This is a genomic window from Craterilacuibacter sinensis (genome assembly GCF_009831765.1).
GTDB lineage: Bacteria > Pseudomonadota > Gammaproteobacteria > Burkholderiales > Chromobacteriaceae > Craterilacuibacter > Craterilacuibacter sinensis.
This window is the reverse complement of record NZ_WSSB01000020.1, coordinates 1-17,972: the sequence shown is the minus strand read 5'-3', so window position 1 is coordinate 17,972 and position 17,972 is coordinate 1. Positions and strand designations below refer to the sequence as shown.

Here is a 17,972-nt window from a genome sequence, read left to right as displayed (position 1 = left end):
CAAAAAAACAATCGAGGGGGTAACACATGCAAGTACAACTGAAAAAAACCGCCTGTGCCGTCACACTGGCACTGAGCTTGGGTGCGGCACAAGCGGGGGCGATCAACGGTATCTGGTTCTTCGGCGACAGCCTGACTGACGGCGGCGCCTATACCGGCATCGGTCCATTGCCTGCCGGTTCGCGCTGGACCACCGACAATGCGCCCAACCACGCCGACGTACTGGCCGCTGCACTGGGCCTGAAATCATCGGCCACCAATGCCCTGACCGGCTACAACCCTGGCGGCAATAACTATGCACAAGGCGGCGCACAGTCGTCCGAGGTCGCCAACAAGGGGCCAGGTGATGTCGAAATCCGTGACGTTCCGACACAGCTTAAAGACTATCTGGCACGCACCGGCGGCAAGGCCAACCCGAATGCGCTCTATTTTGTATGGTCAGGCGGCAATGATATACCGACTGCTGCCGCGACCCCTGCCACGGCTCAAGCCAGCATTGCGCAATCGGCTACTTCCTTGGCAAAACAAGTCGCCACGCTCAAGGCCGCAGGCGCCAATCTCGTCATGGCCCCCAATCTGCCGGCCTTCGGCAATACGCCGGCGGCGCTGTATGGTGCTATCCAAGCCTATGCCCTTCAAACCGGAACAGCTGCCAACCTCAACAATGCAATCGGCGCTGCCTGGCAGAAACTGAGCCTCCAGCCAAGCAACAGCCCAGCGCAAGCCAAGGCGGTAATGGACAGCGCCCTGAAAGCCGCAGCGGCGACCCTCCACGGCGTTCCCGAGGCACAGGTGCCGACGCAGGCACTGGCGGGATTGAACAGCGCCTACAGCCAGACCCGCGACTCGCTCAACACCCTGACCGCCTTTTTCAACAGCAGCGTCGACGGCGCGCTGACGCAAAGCGGCGCCAACGTGGTGCGTCCGGACGTCGCCGGCCTGTTCGCCGCCGTGCAGACTAACCCTGCCAGCTTCGGCGTCAGCAATACGACCGGCTCGGCCTGTATTCCTTCAGCAAGCTCGCTGACCTGCTCCAGCGGCGCCCAGACGCCCGGCCAGTTGCAAGGCCTCAGTTATGTGTTCGCAGACGATCGCCACCCGACCCCGCTGACCCATCAAGTCCTTGGCGACTACTTCGCCAGCATCGTACAGGCCCCGGCACTGGCCGATGCGCTGGGTCAGGTACCGCTATCGGCACGGCGCATCGTACGCGAGACGCTGTCGGCACACGCCCGTGCACTGGATGCGGCACCACGTGCCGTCGGTACGGTAGGCGCACTGGCCAGCGCCGGTTTCGGCCGCGACAATATTGCAGAGGGCGAGATCAAGCCCGAAGCCATCGCCACGCTGGGCTTTGATTATCAGGCCACACCAGCGCTGGCACTGGGCGTCGCCTTTAGCGGCGGCAAGGTCAAGTCCGATATCGGTGCCATCGGCAGCTACGATGGCGACTACCGTTCACTGTCGGCACTGGCCAACTTCCGTCAAGGCCCGCTGTGGCTGGATGGCGACGTTTTCCTCGGCAATACCGATATCGACACCCGCCGCGATGTCAAACTGGGCCCCGTCTACCACGAAACCCAGACCGGCTCGACCCGCGCCATCCAGATGGGCCTGGCGCTGGAAGGCGGCTACCGCATGCAGTTGGGCGTAGTGAATACCGGCCCGCAAGCCGGCTTGCGCTATGAACACATCAAGGTCGGCGCACTGATCGAAGACAAGCTGGACTTCAGCGCCATGCGCTTTGGCGAACAGAAGATCAAGTCGCTGGTCGGCTCGCTCGGCTGGGGCATAGAGGCGCCACTGGGCAAAGCCACCCCCTACGCCAGCATCAGTTACAGCCACGAGTTCAAGGGCGACGCCCGCGATATAGAGGCAGGTCTGCTGACAACCTCCGGCAATTTTGTTACCCAGAGTCTGGCTCTCGCTAAAAACTGGACCGATCTGTCGGCCGGTGTCAGCGTGGCGCTGGCCAAAAACATCACCGGCTTTGTGCAGATCAACGGCACGGCCGGGCGTGATGACGGCAATGCTTGGGGCGGTAATCTGGGCTTGAATATGAATTTTTAAGTGCTAGCCCGCAGCACGTAAAAACGGCCGGCAGACGCGAGTCTGCCGGCCGTTTTGTCTGGCTAAGGCTTAACGCTGGAACGGATACACCGCGCCCAGACCGAGAATGCCCGACAACTCGTCCAGCGCCGTGCGGCACTCGGTCAAAAGTGCCGGGTCGGCCAGATCGGCGGCACTCAGCCGGTCGCGGTAATGGCGCGCCACCCAGTCGTTGAGCGTGGCAAACAGGCTGTCGTTCATCCACACCCTGGGGTTGACCGCCGCCACCTCGGCTTCGGTCAGCGCCACGCGCAATCGCAGGCAGGCAGGGCCACCGCCGTTTTGCATCGACTGCTTGAGGTCGAATACCTTGAGCTCAGCAATCACGCCATCGCTCGCCAGCAGTTTTTCCAAGTAAGCCCACACCCGCGGCGTGTTCTGACACTCCTGCGGCACCACCAGAATCATGCGCCCGTCGGCGCGGGTCAGCAGCTGGCTGTTGAACAGATAGGACTTCACCGCCTCGGCCACGCTGACCTCGGCGTCCGGCACCTCAATAGACTGGAAATGCCCGCCCAGCGCCGCCAGCTTGTCCGACAGCTCGGCCAGCACCGCATCCTGATGAAGGAAGGCCTTTTCGTGGTGGAACAGCACTTCACCATTGCCGACCGCGATCACGTCGTTGTGGAACACGCCGGCATCGATGGTATCCGGATGCTGCTGGGCGTAGACCACACCTTCGTCGCTCAGGCCGTGCAGGCGCGCCACCGCCTGGCTGGCTTCCAGCGTCTGGCGCGCAGGGAAACGCACCGGGCGCGGTGCGGCAGCGTCGAATGCGGCCTGGCCGTAGACAAAGAACTCGACGCCGCGCGCGCCGTAAGCGGCACAGAAGCGGGTATGGTTGGCCGCCCCCTCGTCACCGAAATGCATCTGCGCCGGCAAGGCCGGATGGTGGGCAAAGTGCGTCTCGTCGGCAAACATGGCGCCTAAGATTCGGCCGGTGACCGGGTGTTCGATGGCACGGTGAAACTTGTTATTAAGGTTGGCCGGGGTGAAATGTACGCGCCCGTCGGCGGTATCGCCCGAAGGGCTGACCGTCGCTGCGTTGGCGGTCCACATCGGCGAGGCCGAACACACCGCAGCCAGAATGGCCGGCGCCTCTTTTGCTGCGCGCACGATCACGTCGGCATCGCTGCCGGCAAAGCCCAGACGGCGCAGACTGGCCACATCCGGGCGCTCGTGCGGAGCCAGTACCCCTTGCTTGAAGCCCAGATCGGCCAGCGCCTTCATCTTGGCCAGACCTTGCTGCGCGGCCAGACGCGGATTAGAGAGCGCGCTGCCATTACTGGTCGAGGCAACATTGCCGTGTGACAGACCGGCATAGTTGTGGGTCGGGCCGACCAGCCCGTCAAAATTGGCTTCAAATGCTTGCATGGTTCTTCACTTTCTCGTCAACGTGACAGCTTGCGCGGTCAGTTCAATGCCAGCGCGCGCACGCTGTCGTGCGCGTCCAGCTGTAATTGCGCCAGCGTGGCGGCGCTGATACGCAGCCCGCCATCCACCAGTTCGGCATCGGCGACCAGTACGACAAAATTCTCTGCGCACCGGTTGGACAACATGAAACGCGTGCCGCTACGGACCTCACCCACGCATAGCGCCAGCACCCGGCTCTGGCTGACCGTCCTCAGCTGCGGTATTTCGCCGCGCAAAACGGGCCCGCCATCGAACAGGTCGATATAGCCGCTGGCGTGCAGCCCTTCTTCGTTCAATAGGCGCACCGCCCCCATCGAGTCGGGGTGGACCTGCCCGATTGCCGCACGGGCAGCGGGCGGCAGCATATCGGTAAACACGGTCTGCTGCGGCATCAGCGCGGCAATGGCCGCACAAGCACCGGTACCGCGCAAATAATCGGCACGGGCAAACTCGACACGGAAAAACTGCCGCCCCAAGCCATTCCAGAATGGTGAGACGCCGCTTGCATCGTTGATGCCACGGATTTCGGCAGTCAACTGCGGGGCGAACAGTTCGGGAAAATCGGCGATAAACATCAGGCGCGAGCGCGACAGCAAGGCGCCGCGTCCCATGGAGCGCCATGCCGGCGCCAGAAACAGCGAGCACAAGGCGCTGGCACCGGTCAGATCATTGCCCAGCGTCAGCGTCGGCAGGCGCCGGTCGATGCCGGCGTCGCGTGCCATGCGCACTGTCAGACCCTGACGGTAGTAATAGCTGGGCTCCTTCAAGCCAATCGCACCTTCCAGCCCCGACACACCGATCAGCTCGCCATCTTGCTCCAGCACGAACAGCCAGCTGCGATGCTCGGACGCCGGCCCCGAACGCAGCGAAGCTTCGATGCGGCGCGCGAGCACCTCCTCATGATGCGGCAAGGTCGTCAGGCCGATGCCGCAATCAGCGGCCAGCGCCATCAGTGCCGGCAGATCCTCGCGGCGAATAGAACGTACCCGCATCAGGCACTCCTTTCTTGTGTCTGCCACAGGGGCACCGCACGCACGTTCTCGCCGGCGCACACACCCAGCGCCGCTACCGCCTCACTATCCAGTTGCAACCTCCCGGCGACAAGCACACCCGGCACCACGAGGGCCCGAAAATCCTGCAAACGCTGGTTGGCAAGCAAAAACAACTCGCACTCACCCGCAGACGGCGCAATCTCTACCGGTAATACGCAACTGGCGGCCACGCTATAGAGCGAGGAGAGGCGGCCAAGCAAAATAGGCCCGCCATCGAAGATATCGATATAGTTTTCGCTCTCGAAGCCTTCACGCGACAGGATGTCGTAAGGCAGCAAAGAGTCATCCCCCACCTCGCCCATCACCGATTGCGCCTCATCCGACAACAGCGGCACATAGACCGGCTGCTGCGGCATCAACTCGCCCAGAAACTTGCGCCCGCGCGCGCCGCACAGTGCCTCGGCTTCGTGGTAGTCCAGCCCGAAGTAAACGCGGCCGACCGAATCCCAGAATGGCGAGCCTTGTTCCTTATCCCCCACCCCCAGCATGGCGGACACCACGGTGTCGGCAAAACGTGCCGGCCAATTGGCGGCAAACAACAAGCGCGCACGCGACAGCAGTTCGGACTCGGGCGTGTCCACCAGATCCGGGCGGATATAAAAAGACACCATCAGCGAGTGTGCGGTCAGGTCGTGACACAGGGACAGGACATGGATGTGATTGACGATGCCCAGTTCGCTGGAGGCGTGCACCAGCGCCTCATTGCGAAAACTGTAAAAAGGCTCGTTAAAGCCGGCAACCGCATTCAGGCCGCACACGCCGGCCAGTTCGCCGCTTTGGCTATCTTCCAGCACGAAGAAGTAGCGCTCCTCACCGCGAAAGCCCACCTCGGCTGCCAGCGAATTCTCGCTGGCCAGAATGCGTTCAAGCAAAACCTGCCGGTCGGCCGGCAAGGACGTGACGCCAACCGGGCTGGCCGCAGCCAGCCGCTCGATTGCCGGCAAATCATGTACACAGGCGGGGCGTAGCACAAACATGATCAATCTCGCTAAAACAGGCCGCTTCAGCCCGGTGGGATATCCACGATTCTAAACCAGGGAAACAGCTCACAATTGTCCACTGGCGACAGCTTGTTTCAGCTGGCGCGCTGGGCACTGCGCCGCTCGTCGCGCGGGGTATGGCCAAAATGGTTGCGATAGGCGCTGGAAAAGTGCGGACCAGAAGAAAAACCGCACGACAGCCCGATCTGGATGATGGATTTGCTACTTTGCCTGAGTAACTGGCGTGCACGCTCCAGCCTCAGCTCCAGGTAATACTGCGAGGGAACCCGGTCCAGAAACTGGCGAAACAGCCGCTCGAGCTGGCGACGCGAAATGCACACCAGCTGTGCAATCTCGTCGGTGGTCAGCAGCTCCTCCAGATTAGCTTCCATCAACTGCACGGCGCTGACCAGCTTGGGATCGGCGGCACCGATGCTGGCCATCAAGGGCACGCGCTGGCGCTCGTCGCCACGGCGCTGGCGTTCCATCAGCAAGTCTTCGGCCACGGTGCCGGTTGGCGGTGCTTCCGGCAAACGGCTGATCAAGTGCAACAGGCAATCGGCCAATGCCAGGCCTCCGGCACAACTGGCGTGGCCGTGCTCCAGCGCATAGAGCTGGCCGGACTGCGCAATGGCGGGATAATACTCGGCAAAACCTTCAGCCAGCGTCCAGTGCACCGCCACACGGCTGGCGCCATACAGCCCGGCAGCCGCCAGACTGAACACGCCGGCACGCACACCGCACAAGATACTGCCCGCACGCGCACACGCGGCCAGCTGAGCCGGCAGCGGCGACGCTGCAGCCATTTTTTCCGGCATTTCACCGGCCAGTACCAGCAACAAACTGGCGCCAGGCAAGGTGCTGTCAAAAACGGCATCCACCGCCCATGCGCGCCCGGCGGCCGCCCTGACCGGCAGGCCATCGACCGAGACCCAATGCAAGGCAAAGCGCGCGCGCCGGGCATTAAAGGTCGCCACACAGTCAGACACGATGCCGGCTTCGGTTTCGCTAAAACCCGGCAACAGCAGGACGCGAATCAGGGTGGCAGGCGTATCAGCCATCACTGCAATCAGCGCGTTTTGCTCAAAAACTGCTGCAGGCGCTCGCTTTGCGGATTGGCCAGAATCGCTTTCGGGCACCCCTCCTCCTCGACCCGGCCCTGATGCAGGAACATCACATGGTTGGCCACATCACGGGCAAAGCCCATCTCGTGGGTCACTACCACCATGGTGCGGCCTTCCTCCGCCAGCGTACGCATCACCTTGAGCACCTCGCCCACCAGTTCCGGGTCCAGCGCCGAAGTCGGCTCGTCAAACAGCATCACCTCGGGCTCGACCGCCAGCGCGCGGGCAATCGCCACGCGCTGCTGCTGGCCGCCGGACATATGCGCCGGATACTTGTCCTCGACGCCGGACAGGCCGACCTTGGCCAGATAGCCACGCGCACGCGCCACCGCCTCATCCTTGTCCACGCCCAGCACATGCACCGGTGCTTCGATAATGTTTTCCAGCACCGTCATATGCGCCCACAGGTTGAAGTGCTGGAACACCATGGCCAGACGCGAGCGCATCTTTTGCAACTGCACCTCGCGCGCCGCCTTGAGCATACCGTCCCTGGCTTTGACCAACTCCAGCTCTTCGCCGGCCACAACGATGCGGCCGGTATGCGGGCGCTCCAGCATATTGATGCAGCGCAAAAATGTACTCTTGCCCGAACCGCTGGAGCCGATGATGCTGATCACGTCACCGGCGCGGGCAGTCAGCGAGAGCCCTTTGAGCACCTCGTGGCTGCCGTAACTCTTGTGCAGGTTTTCCACCTGCAATTTCACGACCCGGCCGGCGGGTGACAGCCCCGCCGGGGCGGGCATGGTGGCGGCAGTTTCACTGCTGAACTGGCTGTTTTGTACTTCCATCATGGTTCTCTCCTGGCGAGTTCTTGCTGACTCTTGTATGGAACGGTTGGGGGATGGCTCAGGCGCTAAGCAGATAACCACGACGAAATGGAATGCTACCTGCAATTTTTCCAAGATTCATCCCGGCAATTGCATAACGGCGACTCTCACGGGCATAAAACACCCCGCTCACCGTAGACTTCAACAACACCACGGCGCCGGATAAGGGATTAATCAACTCGCACACGGTTTGCCCCACCTCGATCCACTCGCCAACGCGGGCCCGGTAAACGATCACGCCGGGCACCGGCGCGATCAGAGTCTCAGAACCGGTCAGCGGTGTAGCCTGACAACGCGCGGCAGGCAGCGCAGGTTTTTCACCGGCGATCACGCCGCGGTAAACCAGAAAGTCAAACAGGCGATCGGCATCCTGTTCGGCCAGTTGATGGCAAACCTCGGCCTCGCCGCGCAACTCGACCGTCACGGCAAGACAAGCCAGCGACAGCGGGATATCGTCAGGCAGATGCTCTCCCAGTTTCCACCAGATCTGGCTCATGGCTTCATCAAAAGACTGGCCGCCGCTCCCCTTGGCATGCAGCACCGCTTCGGCCTGCATCAAACGCGACAGCGGCTCCAGCTGTTCAAGATACGGGGTTTCGCTATACAAATGCAGCACCGCCTCGAAGTCGGCATGCAGATCCAGCACCACATCGGCGTCAAAGGCCAGCGACACCAGGGCGTGGCGCAAGCCCGCCAGCTCGGTAGCCGGTGTCTGCGCCGCCAGAAACGCACGCATGGCCGCGCGTACCAGACGCGTATTGCTGTCTTCGTCGGCACCCAGTTGCGCTCGCAGCGTTTCGCCCAGTTCGGCGTAAAAGTCGGGATAGTGGCGGTTGAAGTTTTCACCGCTGGCAAAATCAAACCGTCCCATGGCATCGTGCATCAGGCTTTGCTCAAGCCCGACAGGGTTGGCAACCGGCACCAGCACCACTTCGCCCTGCAAGTGCCCGGCCGCTTCGGCCTGGGCCAGACGGGCCTTAAGGTGATGGCAGACCAGCAGCCCCGGAATCTCGTCGGCATGCAGGCCGGCCTGGATATACACCTTCTGGCCCTGGCCGGGCTCGCCGAAATGAAAACTCTCGATGCGACGCTGGCTGCCAAGGCTCTTGGCTGGCAAAGGATGATGTTGAATATGCATGACGGGCCTCAGTGACTGCGTGGGGCAAGATAAGCCAGATAGCGGCCTTCCAGTTTGCGGAACACCCGCACCAGACCCCAGGTCAGCAGCAGGTAGATCAGTGCAGCCGCGAGGAAGGGCTCGAACGGCATGTAATAAGTCGAATACAGGCGATCTGCCGCGCCGGTGATATCGAGCAGGGTGACGGTACTGGCCAGACTGGTGGCGTGCAGCATCATCACGACTTCGTTGCTGTACGCAGGCAGGCTGCGACGCAAGGCTGAAGGCAGCAGGATGCGCCGATACAGGGTAGCGCGACTCATGCCCACGCTCTTGGCTGCCTCGACCTCGCCATGACTGGTGGCACGGATGGCACCGGCCAGCATTTCGGTGGTGTAGGCGCAAGTATTGATCGCCAGTGCCAGCGTGGCGCAAAAGCTGGCTTCGGACAGCAAGGGCCAGGCCAGGCTGTCGCGCACCACGGCGAACTGCGACAAACCGTAATAAATCAGATAAAGCTGCAACAGCATCGGCGTGCCGCGTATCACATAGGTGTACAGCCAGACCGGGCCATATAGCAGCGGGCTCCTGGCCACGCGTAATACCGCCAGCGGCACGGAGACCGCCAGACCACAGGCCAGCGACACCAGCAACAGCTTGAGGGTCGTCAGCAGGCCATCGGCGTAGAGCTTGAGATTGTCGGGTTCGATCAGCATCGTAAAGTCCAGCATCAGATCTCTCCCATACGCACGCCGGCCGAATAGCGCTTTTCCGCCCACTTCAGCAACAGCAAGGATACCGAGGTAATCGCCAGATACACCGCACCAACCACCAGCAGATAGGTAAAGGGTTCGCGTGTGGCGGCACCGGCTTCGCGCGCGCGGAACATCATGTCCTGCAGGCCGATCACCGACACCAGCGCGGTCGCCTTGGTCAGCACCAGCCAGTTATTGGTGTAACCGGGAATGGCAAAACGTATCATCTGCGGCAGGATGATGCGCAAAAACACGCGCGGACGGCTCATGCCGTAAGCCCAGCCGGCTTCCCACTGCCCTTTTGGCACCGCCATGATCGCGCCACGGAAGGTTTCCGACAGATAGGCGCCATAGATAAAGCCCAGCGTCAGCACACCGGCCATAAACTGGTTGAAATCAATGGCAGGCAAGCCCAAAGCCTCAAGCAAGGCATTGGCGGCAGTCTGGCCGCCATAAAACACCAAAAGCATCAACACCAGATCAGGCACCCCGCGTACCAGCGTAGAGTATGCCTCCGCCACCCGGTTAAGCAGCAGATTGGGCGCCAGCCGGCAGGCGGCACCAATCAAACCCAGTACCGTGGCAACGGCCAGTGAAGACAGCGCAATCTGTAGCGTGGTGGTCGCACCGGCAACGATATAACCCGTGTAGCCTTCAAACATCGGCCGCTCTCCTGAAAGTCGTCAGGCTGGCCGCCTTGCGGCAACCAGCCTGTTCACACAAAAGCGCGAAGCTTAAGCGCCGTAAGCGTCGAAATTGAAATACTTGTCGTTCACCTTCTTGTAGGTGCCGTTGGCACGGATGGCCTTGATCGCGCCATTGAAGCCGTTGCGCAGCGCATCGTCACCCTTGCGCAAGGCGATGCCGGCACCGTAGCCGAAGATGGTCTGGTCGGCCAGTACCGGGCCGATAAAGGCAAAACCCTTGCCTTCCGGCTTTTTCAGGAAACCGGTCGAGCCTTCCACGCTGTCGGCTACCGTTCCGTCCAGACGGCCGGCATTCAGGTCCAGATACACCTGCTGGGTATTGTCGTAAGGCACGACAATGGCGCCAGCCGGGGCGTAATATTTCTGTGCGTACTTCTCCTGAGTCGAGGCTTTGAGTACACCGATCCTCTTGCCATTGAGGCTGTCCGGCGTACCTTTGACCGAGCCTGCCTTGGCGATCAGGCGCGACGGGGTGTGGTAGTACTTGTCGGTAAAGTCGACCGCCTTCTTGCGCTCGTCGGTAATCGACATCGACGAGATGATCGCATCGTATTTCTTGGCGTTCAGTGCAGGGATAATGCCTTTCCAGTCCTGCTCGACAAACACGCACTTGGCTTTCATCTGTGCGCACAGGGCATTGGCCATATCGATATCGAAACCGACCAGCTTGCCATCGGCACTCTTGGAAGCAAACGGCTCATACGTCGCATCAACACCGATGCGGATTTGTTTGGGTTGCTCGGCCAAAGCCAGACCGGAACAGGACAGGGCAAGCGCAACGGATACGGCAAGCTTCTTCATCTGTATTTCTCCTTGAAAATCATCCGGGCCGCTCTTGTCACGACGGTTTGACCGGTTAGTAAGCACGATGGACACTGGATTGTGCAGACAGATTAAAGCACCGCTGATGCCATCCCCTGTTACAGCGAGGCGACAACTTGTTACATTGATATTAATTTGCCATATCTAATCCCGGGAAATACTCGCCACTGCACCGCAAATGGCGCGCGCAAGGCCGCAGCCTCGGTCGCATAGGCAACGAAAGCGCGGGCCACGTACTGGCAAAGCCGCCAGACAGCCAGCAGCAAGGCGACAAGCACAGCCGGCGCGCCCAGCAGCGCCAACTCGCAATTGGGACATAGCCAAACAAAAGGCAGCCCGCAGGCTGCCTTGAAAGGACACCAGTCAGTCTGCCGCTTACGCCAGCGCGTGCGCCACGTAAGACTTGACCGCCGCCGCATCGGCGCCGAATTCGACCACGCGTTGCGGCAGATCTTCTATCCCCTCGAAACCGGCCGGACGCGGCGGTTCGCGGTTCAGTGCTTCGCGTATGGTTTCGGCGAACTTGGCCGGCAGCGCGGTTTCCAGACAGACCACGGTTTCGCCCGTCAGGCGCAGTTCGCGCGCGACCTTCACCCCGTCGGCGGTATGGGTGTCGAGCACCACGCCGTCTTCGCCATCCACCTGGCGGATGGTGGCCAGACGGTCGGCGTGATTGCTGGCGCCGGACACAAAACCGAATTCGCTGCGCACCGCATCCAGACGCGCCGACAGGTCGAAACCGCGGCCGGCATCGACCTCGCTCCACAGGCGGGCGACTTCGGCACCATCGCGCCCGACCAGGTCGAACACGAAGCGCTCGAAGTTGGACGCCTTGGAGATGTCCATCGACGGGCTGGAGGTGACGAAAGTCTGTTCGGTGCTGCGCGGACGATAGACACCGGTCTTGAAGAATTCGTCCAGCACGTCGTTTTCGTTGGTGGCGACGATCAGGCGCGCCACCGGCAGGCCCATCTGGCGCGCGATATGGCCGGCGCAGACATTGCCGAAATTGCCCGAAGGTACGCAGAAGCTGACCTGCTCGTCGTTGCTCCCGGTGGCGTTAAAGTAGCCGGCGAAGTAGTACACCACCTGTGCCACTACCCGCGCCCAGTTGATCGAGTTGACGGTACCGATCTTGTACGCCGCCTTGAAGGCGTGATCGTTCTGCACCGCCTTCACGATGTCCTGACAGTCGTCGAACATGCCGTCAATCGCGATATTGTGGATATTGGCGTCGGTCAGGCTGAACATCTGAGCACGCTGGAAGCTGCTCATCTTGCCCTTGGGCGAGAGCATGAACACATTGACGCCGGCCTTGCCGCGCAGCGCATACTCGGCCGCCGAACCGGTGTCGCCCGAGGTGGCACCCAGAATATTCAGCGTCTCGCCGCGCTTGGCCAGCACATACTCGAATAGCTGGCCTAGGAACTGCATCGCCATGTCCTTGAACGCCAGCGTCGGGCCATTGGACAGCTCAAGGAGCTTCAGTCCGTCGTGCAGCGTCTTCACCGGCGTGATCGCCTCGGTGCCGAACACTTCGCGGGTGTAGGTGCGATCCAGCATGGCTTTCAGGTCGGCCGGCGGAATGTCGGTGGCGAACAGGCTGAGGATTTCGAATGCCAGATCCGCGTAGCTGAGGCCGCGCCAGGCATCCAGCGTCGCGCGGTCGATCTGCGGATAGCTTTGCGGCAAGGCCAGGCCGCCATCGGGCGCGAGCCCCATCAGGATGGTGTCGGAAAATTCGAGCGGCGCCATCTGGCCGCGGGTGCTGATGTACTTCATGGTTTCTCTTTTATTGTCTATTGCAGATGCCGGCCCAGATACAGCAGGCTGCGGCGCACACCATCGAGCTCGGCCACATCGGGCAGCTCGCCCCAGCGCGCATAGCCGTGCTTGGCAAACAGCGCGACCGAGGGCACGTTATGCGCGAACACCAGCCCGACCAGGGTACGGATACCGAGCGCGGGCGCGGCCTCCTCGGCAAAACGCAGCAAGCGCCCGCCCAGACCCTGACCACGCGCGGCCGGGTCCAGGTAGATACTGATCTCGGCGGTCGCGTCGTAGGCGGCGCGGCTATGGAACGCCGACAGGCTGACCCAGGCGATCAGCGCGCCGTCCTGCTCCACCACCCAGATCGGGTGCTGCGCCGGGCTATGCGCGGCAAACCACGCCTCGCGCTGGGCCACGCTGACCGGCGCAAGGTCCGCCGTCACCATGCGCGAAGCCACCGTCGAGTTGTAGATGGCGACGATGGCCGGCAAATCGTCACGCGTGGCGTGACGGATGCCCAGCTCAAGCGCCAGCTCAGCCATTGAGCTCTTCCATGCGCAGGCGCACGACCGGCGCCTTCACACTGTCCAGCGCCTCGATGGCGGCGATGGCGGCGTTGACCTGCTTCTCGACCACGCGATGGGTCAGCAGCACGATCTCGGCCGAGCCGTCGGATACCGAACCCTTCTGGATTACCGCCTCGATCGAAATATCGTTCTCGGCCAGCAGGCCGGTGATCTTGGCCAATACACCGGCGCGGTCGCTGGCGCTGATGCGCAGATAGTAGGAGCTGACCACTTCATCCATAGGCAGGATGCGCAGGTCTTTCAGCTGGTCCGGCTGGAAAGCCAGATGCGGCACGCGATGCTCGGGGTCGGCAGTCAACAGGCGGGTGACGTCGACAATATCGGCCACCACGGCGGAAGCGGTCGGCAGCGCGCCGGCACCGGCGCCGTAGTACAGGGTCGGGCCGATGGCATCGCCCTTGGCCAGCACCGCGTTCATCACGCCGTTGACGTTGGCGATCAGGCGGCTTTCCGGAATCAGCGTCGGATGCACGCGCAGCTCGACACCGGCTTCGGTGTGGCGGGTCAGGCCCAACAGCTTGACGCGGTAGCCCAGTTCTTCGGCGTACTTGATATCGCGCCCCTGCAGCTGGCTGATGCCTTCGAGGTAGCAGTGCTCGAAATTCATCGGAATGCCGAAGGCGATGGAGGCCATGATGGTCAGCTTGTGGCCGGCGTCGTGGCCTTCCACGTCGAAAGTCGGATCGGCTTCGGCATAACCCAGACGCTGCGCCTCGGCCAGCACCTCGGCAAAGCCGCTGCCCTTCTCGCGCATTTCGGTGAGGATGAAGTTGGAGGTGCCGTTGATGATGCCTGCGATCCATTCGATGCGGTTGGCGCTCAGGCCTTCGCGCAAGGCCTTGATGATAGGGATGCCGCCGGCAACGGCCGCTTCGAACGCCACCATCACGCCTTTTTCCTGCGCACGGGCAAAGATCTCGTTGCCGTGCAGTGCCAGCAACTTCTTGTTGGCGGTCACGACATGCTTGCCGTTGGCAATGGCCTGCAGCACCAGATCCTTGGCGATGGTATCGCCGCCGATCAGCTCGACCACGATATCGACGTCGGGGTGGTTGACGATGGCGAAGGCGTCATCGACCAGTTCGACCTCGGGGCCGACCGCTTCGCGGGCGCGCACGAGGTCGCGGTTGGCGGCCATAAACAGGCGGATTTCACGGCCGGCACGGCGGCTGATTTCGTCCGCGTTACGTTTCAAGACGACGGCGGTGCCACCACCAACCGTCCCTACCCCCATCAGGCCAATATTGATCGGCTTCATATCGTTGCTCCTATGCTTGTTTTATTGTTGGCAGCAGGCTGCACTGCCGTGCCCCTGCTCATGTCTGCATCGCTATGCGCTTAGTTGGTGCCGTGGCGCAAGCGGTAGTTTTCCAGGAAGTGCCCCAGGCGCCCCAGTGCCTCGGCCAGATCATCCGTATTGGGTAGAAATACCACGCGGAAGTGATCCGGCGCAATCCAGTTAAAGCCGGTGCCTTGCACCAGCAGCACTTTTTCCTGCTGCAGCAGCTCGAGAATGAACTGCTGGTCGTTGACGATCGGATACACCTCGGGGTCCAGCCGCGGGAACATATACAGCGCCCCCATAGGCTTGACGCAGGACACGCCGGGCATGTCGGTCAGCATCTGGTAGGCCAGATCGCGCTGGCGCGCCAGACGCCCGCCCGGCGCCACCAGATCATTGATGCTCTGGTAACCGCCCAGCGCGGTCTGGATCGCGTACTGGCCGGGCACATTGGCGCACAGGCGCATCGAGGCCAGCATATTCAGCCCCTCGATATAATCCTTGGCGTGATGCTTGTCGCCCGACACCGACATCCAGCCGGCACGGTAGCCGCAGGCGCGATAGTTCTTGGACAGGCCGTTCATGGTGATGCACAGCACATCGGAGGCGAGGCTGGCGATGGACACATGCTTGGCCTCGTCGTACAGCACCTTGTCGTAGATTTCGTCGGCGTAGACGATGAGCTGATGGGTGCGCGCCACCTCGAGAATCTGCTCCAGCAGCTCCTTGGGGTAGATGGCACCGGTCGGATTGTTGGGGTTGATCACCACGATGGCGCGCGTCTGCGGCGTGATCTTGGCCTTGATGTCTTCAATGTCGGGAAACCAGCCGCGGCTCTCGTCGCACACATAATGCACAGCGCGCCCGCCGGACAGGCTGACCGCTGCCGTCCACAGGGGATAATCCGGCGCCGGCACCAGTACTTCGTCGCCATTGTCGAGCAAGGCCTGCATCGCCATCACGATCAGTTCGGACACGCCGTTGCCGATATAGATGTCCTCCAGCCCCACCCCCGGAATATTCTTTTCCTGGGTGTAATGCATGATGGCCTTGCGCGCGGCAAACAGCCCCTTGGAGTCGACATAGCCCGAGGCGTTTTGCAGATTGGCGATCATGTCGGCATTGATTTCATCCGGCGCATAAAAGCCGAACGGCGCCGGGTTGCCGATATTGAGCTTGATGATGCGATGGCCTTCTTCTTCCATCTTCTTGGCGTGCTCAAGCACCGGACCACGAATGTCGTAGCAGACGTTGGCGAGTTTCTGGGATTTGCGGATAGCTTGCATGTCGGGTGTCGGTCCTTGCCGACCATGCCCGGCCGCGCAGCAGGACATGATTCGGGAGAGTCAAAATAGCGGACTCACGCCCAGCGTGAGTCGAGTCATTTATAATCCTATCCCAAATCGGTGCTGCGCTGCACTAGCCTCTTCACTCAGCCTTACGGACACGCTTATGAAACTGCATCAAGCCCAGGTTACCGGCCACAATCTATTCACCGGCTACGGCGAAGGCTTTGTCGAAATCAATCAGGTTCGCCACGAGGGCGCACTGATTATTACCGGAGACGAAGTGCAGCCCTGGCAGGTGGGCAGCTTTGCCGAACTCACGCCGGAAAACTTCGCCGCCCTGCTGCCGTTCGCCCCGGAAGTGGTGCTGTTCGGCAGCGGCAGCAAGCAGCGCTTCCCGCACCCGCGTCTGTATGCCGCGCTGTCGGCCCGGCATATCGGCGTCGAGGTAATGGACACCCAGGCCGCCTGCCGCACCTACAACATCCTGCTGTCGGAAGGCCGGCGCGTGCTGCTGGCGGTAATGGGACAATAAGACAAATCGGGGATCGGGGATCGGGGATCGGGGATCGGGGATCGGGGATCGGGGATTTCAGTGTTTCGACCTTGGCCAAGCACGTCAACCCCACTGATCCCTGTTCCCGATAAACAGCTGTTACACAGGGCAGGCTTCTGCCTTGTCCACCACCGCCGCGCGCTCGCCGCCAAAACTCTCATAGGCCATCAGCGCCTCGGCCGCCGTCATCAGCGACGGCCCGCCGCCCATATACACCGCCACTTGCAGCATCTCGAGGAACTCGGCGCGGGTGCAACCCAGCTCGACCAAGGCCTTGGAATGGAAAGCCAGACAACCCTGGCATCGCCCGGCGATACCGATCGCGATGGCAATCAGCTCTTTATTCTTGTTGGACAGAGCACCGTCGGCATGTGCCGCCCGGTTCATCTGGCCGAAACCCTTCATCGTGTCCGGAATTTCGCGGCGCAGTTCGGCCAGCTTGCCGCCCAGCGCGGCGGTCAGATCTTGGTAGTTGTGGCTCATGGTGGGCTCCTTCGTTAGCAGTTTTTACATTATGTATTTTTATATATCGAATGGCAAGCCTCTGCCTTGACCAATGTGCGGCCGACGCGACACCCGGCTACCTGTGTGCGCTGCCGGCACAGCACGAAAACGGACAGCAGAAAAGCCAAGCGCATATAATGCAGGCGTTTAAATGACAAAAAATAAAAATGGACGACAAAATTCTGCTGGATCGGGGCAACACGGAGTCGCTGCTGAAAAACCTGGTGATCCCGCCACGCCCGGTGCTGCTTGAACAGCTGGAAACGCTGAGACAAGCCGGCAACATCAACCCCGACAGACTGGCGCAACTGATCGGGCAGGATTTGGCACTCTCGGCCGCCGTGCTCAAGGCGGCCAACTCGCCGCTGCTGGGTGCGCAGCGCGCCATCACCTCTGTGGTGCAGGCCATCAGCTTGCTGGGCACGCAAAGCGTGATGCACCTGGTCAACGCCATGGTGCTGCGCAGCCAGTTCTCGCAACCGTCCAGCCCCGCGCTTGAAGCCTACTGGGACGAGTCAGGCGCCTGCGCCCTCTTGGTCAACCAGCTGGCACGGCTGGTGCAGGCCTGTCCGCAAGACAGTCAGAGCTTCGCGCTGTTCCGCGGCTGCGGCATCCCGCTGATGCTGCTGCACTTTCCCAAGTACAGCCAGACGCTGGCTATGACCGCCCGCACCCGGGATAACCAGATCTGCGCCATCGAACAGGCCCTGCACAACACCCACCACGCGGTGCTGGGCTATATGCTGGCGCGCGCCTGGCACATGCCGAAAAATTTCTGCCGCGCCATCCTCGAGCAGTACGAAGCGGACGCCTTTGAAAAAGCGTCATCCCGGCTGGGCGACGAAGCCCTGCGCATGATCGCGCTCGCCCGCGCCGCCCGCCATGTGTGGCGTACCCAGACCGACCTTACGGCCGACCCGGGCTGGAACGACGTCGGCCCGGCCATGCTGGCGTACCTGCAGTTGGGAGACATCGAATTTCAGGACTGGCGCTCGACCATGCACGACACCCTGCTCGCTTGAGCCGTCCGCGCATGCGTAAGGTAGATACCGTCTTGCCCATCATGCGGTCAAGTAGTCCGA

General features: G+C 61.7%; 17 protein-coding genes. 3 read left to right on the top strand and 14 right to left on the bottom strand.

Translation table 11 applies throughout. The annotated features are described in order from the left end of the window. The first annotated feature begins 26 nt into the window (after positions 1–26). A complete protein-coding gene (locus tag GQF02_RS15220) occupies positions 27–2,069 on the top strand; it encodes an autotransporter outer membrane beta-barrel domain-containing protein (RefSeq protein WP_160798279.1) in 2,043 nt (680 codons plus the stop codon). 69 nt (positions 2,070–2,138) lie between these two features. Here GQF02_RS15220 and astB read toward each other — a convergent pair whose 3' ends face one another. The 13 genes from astB to GQF02_RS15155 form a co-directional block, all read right to left on the bottom strand. Further along, entirely contained in the window at positions 2,139–3,482 is a 1,344-nt protein-coding gene (gene astB / locus GQF02_RS15215; protein ID WP_160798277.1) for an N-succinylarginine dihydrolase, read from the bottom strand. A gap of 38 nt (positions 3,483–3,520) precedes the next feature. Continuing rightward, a complete protein-coding gene (locus GQF02_RS15210; RefSeq protein WP_160798275.1) occupies positions 3,521–4,513 on the bottom strand; it encodes an arginine N-succinyltransferase in 993 nt (330 codons plus the stop codon). Continuing rightward, positions 4,513–5,550 carry an arginine N-succinyltransferase gene (locus GQF02_RS15205; RefSeq protein ID WP_160798273.1) on the bottom strand — a complete coding sequence of 346 codons (1,038 nt, stop codon included), beginning with the start codon at positions 5,548–5,550 and terminating at the stop codon, positions 4,513–4,515. The genes GQF02_RS15210 and GQF02_RS15205 overlap by 1 nt, the downstream gene beginning before the upstream one ends. A 98-nt stretch (positions 5,551–5,648) precedes the next feature. After that, positions 5,649–6,614 carry a GlxA family transcriptional regulator gene (locus tag GQF02_RS15200; RefSeq protein WP_220789515.1) on the bottom strand — a complete coding sequence of 322 codons (966 nt, stop codon included), beginning with the start codon at positions 6,612–6,614 and terminating at the stop codon, positions 5,649–5,651. Between the two features lie 8 nt (positions 6,615–6,622). Continuing rightward, on the bottom strand, positions 6,623–7,420 hold the full coding sequence (locus GQF02_RS15195; protein WP_160798305.1) for an ABC transporter ATP-binding protein: 798 nt from the start codon (positions 7,418–7,420) through the stop codon (positions 6,623–6,625). Positions 7,421–7,523: 103 nt separating this feature from the next. Beyond that, a complete protein-coding gene (locus GQF02_RS15190) occupies positions 7,524–8,642 on the bottom strand; it encodes a succinylglutamate desuccinylase/aspartoacylase family protein (RefSeq protein ID WP_160798271.1) in 1,119 nt (372 codons plus the stop codon). An 8-nt stretch (positions 8,643–8,650) separates the two neighbouring features. Next, positions 8,651–9,352 carry an ABC transporter permease gene (locus GQF02_RS15185; protein WP_220789514.1) on the bottom strand — a complete coding sequence of 234 codons (702 nt, stop codon included), beginning with the start codon at positions 9,350–9,352 and terminating at the stop codon, positions 8,651–8,653. Further along, positions 9,352–10,038 carry an ABC transporter permease gene (locus tag GQF02_RS15180; RefSeq protein ID WP_160798269.1) on the bottom strand — a complete coding sequence of 229 codons (687 nt, stop codon included), beginning with the start codon at positions 10,036–10,038 and terminating at the stop codon, positions 9,352–9,354. The genes GQF02_RS15185 and GQF02_RS15180 overlap by 1 nt, the downstream gene beginning before the upstream one ends. A 72-nt stretch (positions 10,039–10,110) precedes the next feature. Next, entirely contained in the window at positions 10,111–10,884 is a 774-nt protein-coding gene (locus GQF02_RS15175; RefSeq protein WP_160798267.1) for an ABC transporter substrate-binding protein, read from the bottom strand. A 396-nt stretch (positions 10,885–11,280) separates the two neighbouring features. Next, entirely contained in the window at positions 11,281–12,687 is a 1,407-nt protein-coding gene (thrC, locus tag GQF02_RS15170; protein WP_160798265.1) for a threonine synthase, read from the bottom strand. Positions 12,688–12,704: 17 nt separating this feature from the next. After that, on the bottom strand, positions 12,705–13,217 hold the full coding sequence (locus GQF02_RS15165; protein ID WP_160798263.1) for a GNAT family N-acetyltransferase: 513 nt from the start codon (positions 13,215–13,217) through the stop codon (positions 12,705–12,707). Next, the gene (locus GQF02_RS15160) at positions 13,210–14,520 is read right to left on the bottom strand and encodes a homoserine dehydrogenase (RefSeq protein ID WP_160798261.1); all 1,311 of its coding nucleotides are present in this window, start codon (positions 14,518–14,520) and stop codon (positions 13,210–13,212) included. Before GQF02_RS15160 ends, GQF02_RS15165 begins: the two co-directional genes overlap by 8 nt. 80 nt (positions 14,521–14,600) lie before the next feature. Then, positions 14,601–15,830: a pyridoxal phosphate-dependent aminotransferase gene (locus GQF02_RS15155; RefSeq protein WP_160798259.1), complete on the bottom strand. Its 1,230-nt coding sequence runs from the start codon at positions 15,828–15,830 to the stop codon at positions 14,601–14,603. A gap of 166 nt (positions 15,831–15,996) precedes the next feature. Between GQF02_RS15155 and GQF02_RS15150 the strand changes: the two genes are divergently transcribed. Continuing rightward, the gene (locus GQF02_RS15150) at positions 15,997–16,365 is read left to right on the top strand and encodes an Mth938-like domain-containing protein (protein WP_160798257.1); all 369 of its coding nucleotides are present in this window, start codon (positions 15,997–15,999) and stop codon (positions 16,363–16,365) included. 120 nt (positions 16,366–16,485) lie between these two features. On the opposite strand, the gene GQF02_RS15145 is transcribed toward GQF02_RS15150, so the two are convergent. After that, on the bottom strand, positions 16,486–16,869 hold the full coding sequence (locus GQF02_RS15145; protein ID WP_160798255.1) for a carboxymuconolactone decarboxylase family protein: 384 nt from the start codon (positions 16,867–16,869) through the stop codon (positions 16,486–16,488). Between the two features lie 188 nt (positions 16,870–17,057). Here GQF02_RS15145 and GQF02_RS15140 point away from each other — a divergent pair, with 188 nt between their 5' ends. After that, entirely contained in the window at positions 17,058–17,912 is an 855-nt protein-coding gene (locus GQF02_RS15140) for an HDOD domain-containing protein (protein WP_160798253.1), read from the top strand. The last annotated feature ends 60 nt before the right edge of the window (positions 17,913–17,972 follow it).